This window comes from Methylobacterium sp. WL120 (genome assembly GCF_008039465.1).
Classification (GTDB): Bacteria; Pseudomonadota; Alphaproteobacteria; order Rhizobiales; family Beijerinckiaceae; genus Methylobacterium; species Methylobacterium cerastii.
In genome coordinates this window covers 1-4,041 of sequence record NZ_VRUT01000260.1, presented here as the reverse complement: position 1 = coordinate 4,041, position 4,041 = coordinate 1, and the positions used below count along the sequence as shown (strand labels likewise).

The 4,041-nt window shown below is 69.6% G+C and carries 4 protein-coding genes; 3 read left to right on the top strand and 1 reads right to left on the bottom strand.

The features are described 5' to 3' along the window. Positions 1–2,157, bottom strand: a 2,157-nt coding sequence (locus tag FV229_RS25735; RefSeq protein ID WP_147754647.1) for a PBP1A family penicillin-binding protein, incomplete at its 3' end; no start/stop codon positions are given. A gap of 260 nt (positions 2,158–2,417) precedes the next feature. Here FV229_RS25735 and FV229_RS25730 point away from each other — a divergent pair. The 3 genes from FV229_RS25730 to FV229_RS25720 all read left to right on the top strand — a co-directional run bounded on the left by FV229_RS25730 (position 2,418) and on the right by FV229_RS25720 (position 4,011). After that, positions 2,418–2,909: a YcgN family cysteine cluster protein gene (locus tag FV229_RS25730; protein WP_147754646.1), complete on the top strand. Its 492-nt coding sequence runs from the start codon at positions 2,418–2,420 to the stop codon at positions 2,907–2,909. A 138-nt stretch (positions 2,910–3,047) separates the two neighbouring features. Then, complete coding sequence (locus FV229_RS25725) at positions 3,048–3,650, top strand: TetR/AcrR family transcriptional regulator (RefSeq protein WP_147754645.1); 603 nt, start codon at positions 3,048–3,050, stop codon at positions 3,648–3,650. A gap of 133 nt (positions 3,651–3,783) precedes the next feature. Next, positions 3,784–4,011, top strand: coding sequence for a hypothetical protein (locus FV229_RS25720; protein ID WP_147754644.1), 228 nt, complete (start codon positions 3,784–3,786; stop codon positions 4,009–4,011). Positions 4,012–4,041 lie beyond the last annotated feature (30 nt).

Sequence of the window (4,041 nt, the reverse complement as noted above, 5' to 3'; positions counted from 1 at the left end):
GGCCTCGCCGGCCTCGGGCCGCGCCCGCTCGACGGTGCGGAACAGGCCGTTCAGGCCGCCGATCACCTCGAAGCTGCGGCGCGAGAGCTTGCCGTAGCTGGTGGCGGCCGGGTCGGTGGGGGTCGAGGCGGCGGCCTGGGCGGCGGCGGCGTTCGGGGCCTTGAGCCCCGGCAGCGGTTTTAGCTCGATGCCCTGGTGGGCGACCTCCAGCACGTCGTGCCAGGCGGTGGCGGGCAGCGAGCCGCCGGTCATCTTGTTGGTCGAGGTGTGGTCGTCGTTGCCGAACCAGACCGCGGCGACGTAGTTGCCGGTGTAGCCGACGAACCACGCGTCGCGGTAGGCGTTCGTGGTGCCGGACTTGCCCGCGACCTTCATGCCTTCCAGCTGCGCGCGGCGGCCGGTGCCCTCCTCGACCACCTTGTTCAGCATGTAGTTCATGTCGGCGACGACCTGGGTCGAGAGCACCTGCTCGGGCTTCTCGTCGTCGTGGCGGTAGATCACCTCGCCGCTCGAATTCTTCACCTCGGACGCCGCGTAGGGCTTGGCCTTGCGCCCGCCGTTGGCGAACACCGCGTAGGCGGCGGCCTGGTCGATCACCGTGACCTCGGCCGAGCCGATCGGCAGCGACACCGAGTCGACCAGCGGCGTGGTGATGCCCATGCGGTGGGCCGTGTCGATGATCTTGGCGCGCCCCGCCTTCGCGGCCTGGAAGTCGCCCTTGATCCCGAGGCCCTTGCCGATGGCGATCGAGACCTTGATCGGGATGGTGTTGATCGATTTCGCCACCGCGAGCCACATCGGCTGGCGCCCGGAATAGGAGCGGCCGTAATTCTGCGGGCACCAGTTGCCGAGGCAGACGGGGCTGTCGACGACCACCGTGTCGGGCCGGAACAGGCCGGAGTTGAGCGCCGCCGCGTAGACGTAGGGCTTGAACGACGAGCCGGGCTGGCGCAACGCGTCGGTGGCGCGGTTGAACTGGCTCTCGCCGTAGTCGGCGCCGCCGACCATGGCGCGCAGCGCCCCGTCGGGATCGAGGATCACCATCGCCGCCTCGTCGACGTCGTAGGCCTCGCCGGACTTGCGCAGGATGTCGGCCACCACCTGGTCGGCGCGCTTCTGGATGCCGAGGTCGAGCGGCGTCTTCACCGTCAGCACCCGGTCGTTCTTGAACTTGCCCGCATCCGCCATGGCCTTGATCTCGCCGAAGGCCCAGTCGAGGTAGTAGTCGGCGGTGATGTCGCGGGTGCGCGTCACCGGCGTCGCCGGGTTGCGCAAAGCCGTCTGGATCTGCCCTTCGGTGACGAAGCCGGCCTCGACCATGTTGTGCAGCACGTCGACGGCGCGCGCGCGGGCCGCCGGCAGGTTGACGCTCGGCGCGTACTTGCTCGGCGCCTTGAACAGGCCGGCCAGCATCGCGGCCTCGGCCAGGCTGATGTCCTTGAGCGGCTTGCCGAAATAGTAATCCGCCGCCGCCACCGCGCCGAAGGTGCCGCCGCCCATGTAGGCGCGGTCGAGGTAGAGCTTGAGGATCTCGTTCTTCGTCAGGTGGCTCTCGAGCCACAGGGCCAGGAACGCCTCGTTCACCTTGCGCTCCAGCGAGCGCTCGTTGGTGAGGAACAGGTTCTTGGCGAGCTGCTGGGTGATCGAGGAGCCGCCCTGGGTGCTGCCGCCGCCGCGTGAGTTGTTGACGAGCGCGCGCAGCGTGCCGATCGGGTCGATGCCCCAATGCTCGTAGAAGCGCCGGTCCTCGGTCGAGACCAGGGCCTTGATCATGATATCGGGGAATTCGTCGAGCTTGAGCGAGTCGTCGTGCTTGATCCCGCGCCGCCCGACCTCGGTGCCGTAGCGGTCGAGGAAGGTGACCGCGAGGTCCTGGGCCTTGAGCCAGTTGTCGCTGGTGAGGTTGAAGGCCGGCTGCGCCAGCGCGAGCATCAGGATCGCAGCCCCCGTGCCGAGGGTCACGCCCTCGCTCGTCAGGTCGAGGGCCACCCGCTTCCAGCCGCGGAAGGCGAAGACCTTCATCCGCTCCTGGAAGCGGCCGTAGACCGCGCCGCCGGAGACGCCGCTGTCGTACAGGCCCGCGTTGACCCAGGCGTCGAAGGCCAGCGACGCGTGCTTGATGCGGGTGAGGAGGCGGGAGACGTTCGGCAGGCGCACGACGGGGTTCCGGCTCCTTGAGACGCCTCGACGGACCCGCGGACGAGGGGACCGTACCCCTCTCTACCAAGCCGCGGGGCCTTTCGCGAGATGGAACGCGGCCTGCGCGGCGATGGGTCCGGCGGGCGCCGGAGAAAGGTCGCGTCAACCTTGATGGCGGATTGGGGCGCCCCGGTGGCCGGGTCGCGGCCGGGTTGCACCCGCGCCCGCCTTGCGGCACAGGGGGCGCTTCAGCCCCTGTCACGTGAGAGGTGTTCCCGATGGGGAACCCCAAGCCCGCCCCCGCGGGCGCCGCCCTGCCGTTCTGGCGGGAGAAGACCCTCGAAGCGATGACGCCGGCCGAGTGGGAGAGCCTGTGCGACGGCTGCGGCCGCTGCTGCCTCTTGAAGCTCGAGGACGACGACACCGGCGAGGTCCACCACACCGACGTCGGCTGCACCCTGCTCGACGGCCATGCCTGCCGCTGCCGCGACTACGCCAAGCGCCAGGTCCGGGTGCCGGATTGCGTCCGGCTCACCCCCGAGGCGGTGCGCACGATCCCGTGGCTGCCGCCCACCTGCGCCTACCGCCTGATCCGCGACGGCGAGCCGCTGTACGACTGGCACCACCTGATCTCGGGCTCGCGCAACAGCGTCCACGACGCCGGCATCTCGATCCGCGGCCGGATGGCCGGCAACGAGGAGGAGTTCACCGACGACGAACTCCCGGACCGGATCGTCGAATGGCCGACGGCGACACCCGGAAAGCGGTAGCGGCGAGCCGCACGGCCGGGTTTCGACCGAGGCAGGCGGCGCCTGCGAGGCCGCCTGCCGAGCCCTTCGCGAGCCCTTTGCCATAAAAAATGAAAGCTGCCTCTAGACGACCGGTCTAATTCGGCCTATCTTACCGTCATGCCACGCGACGCCGCACACACCGACACCCGCCAAGAAATCCTCGACACCGCCTACGGCCTCGTCGGCGCGAAGGGGTTCTCCGGGGTCGGCCTCAACGAGATCCTGACCACCGCCGGCGTGCCGAAGGGATCGTTCTACCATTACTTCGGCTCCAAGGAGGCCTTTGGCGAGGCCCTCTTGGCGGACTACTTCGAAGCCTACCTCGCCGACCTCGACGCGACGCTCGCCGAACCGGGCCTGAACCAGGCCGAGCGCCTGATGAACTACTGGCGCAAGTGGCAGGCGACGCAGGGGAGCATCGACTACCAGCGCAAGTGCCTCGCGGTGAAGCTTGCCGCGGAAGTCTCGGACCTGTCCGAGGCGATGCGCCTCGCCCTCAAGGGCGGCACCGCGGGGATCATCGAACGGCTGTCGCACGCCATCGCGGCGGGCGTGGCGGAAGGGTCGCTCACGGTCCAGGGCAAGCCGCAGACGACCGCCGAAGACCTGTACCACGTCTGGCTCGGTGCGAGCCTGATGGCCAAGATCGTCCGGACCGACGCCCCGTTCGAGGCCGCCATCGGGACCACCCGCCGCCTCCTCGGCCTCGCGCCGCACTGAACCCACCCGCGTTCCAACGATCCCGAGACAGTATCCTTTTATGCCGAAGTTCGAGACGACCGGTCTACTCAAAGCGAAAGCCAGCCATCGTCCCCGGGCCGGCGGGGAGCCAGCAGCCAGACGGAGACATGCGATGCCCCACCCCACGAAGATGATCGTCGCCGCCACCCTCGCCGCCGGGCTAATGGCGCTCCTCACCCCGCGGGCCGCGACCGCACAGGAGCGGATCACCCTGGAGACCATCGGCGCGGTCCGCATGGTCCGGTTCGAGGAGGTCCGCGGCGCGAACCCGGAACTCCGCCCCGCGCCAGCTGCGACGGCGCGCGATCCGGCCGCCGAACGCCCCGTGAAGGCGCGCTAACCTCCACCCGCCTTCCCCGACTCGCCGCCC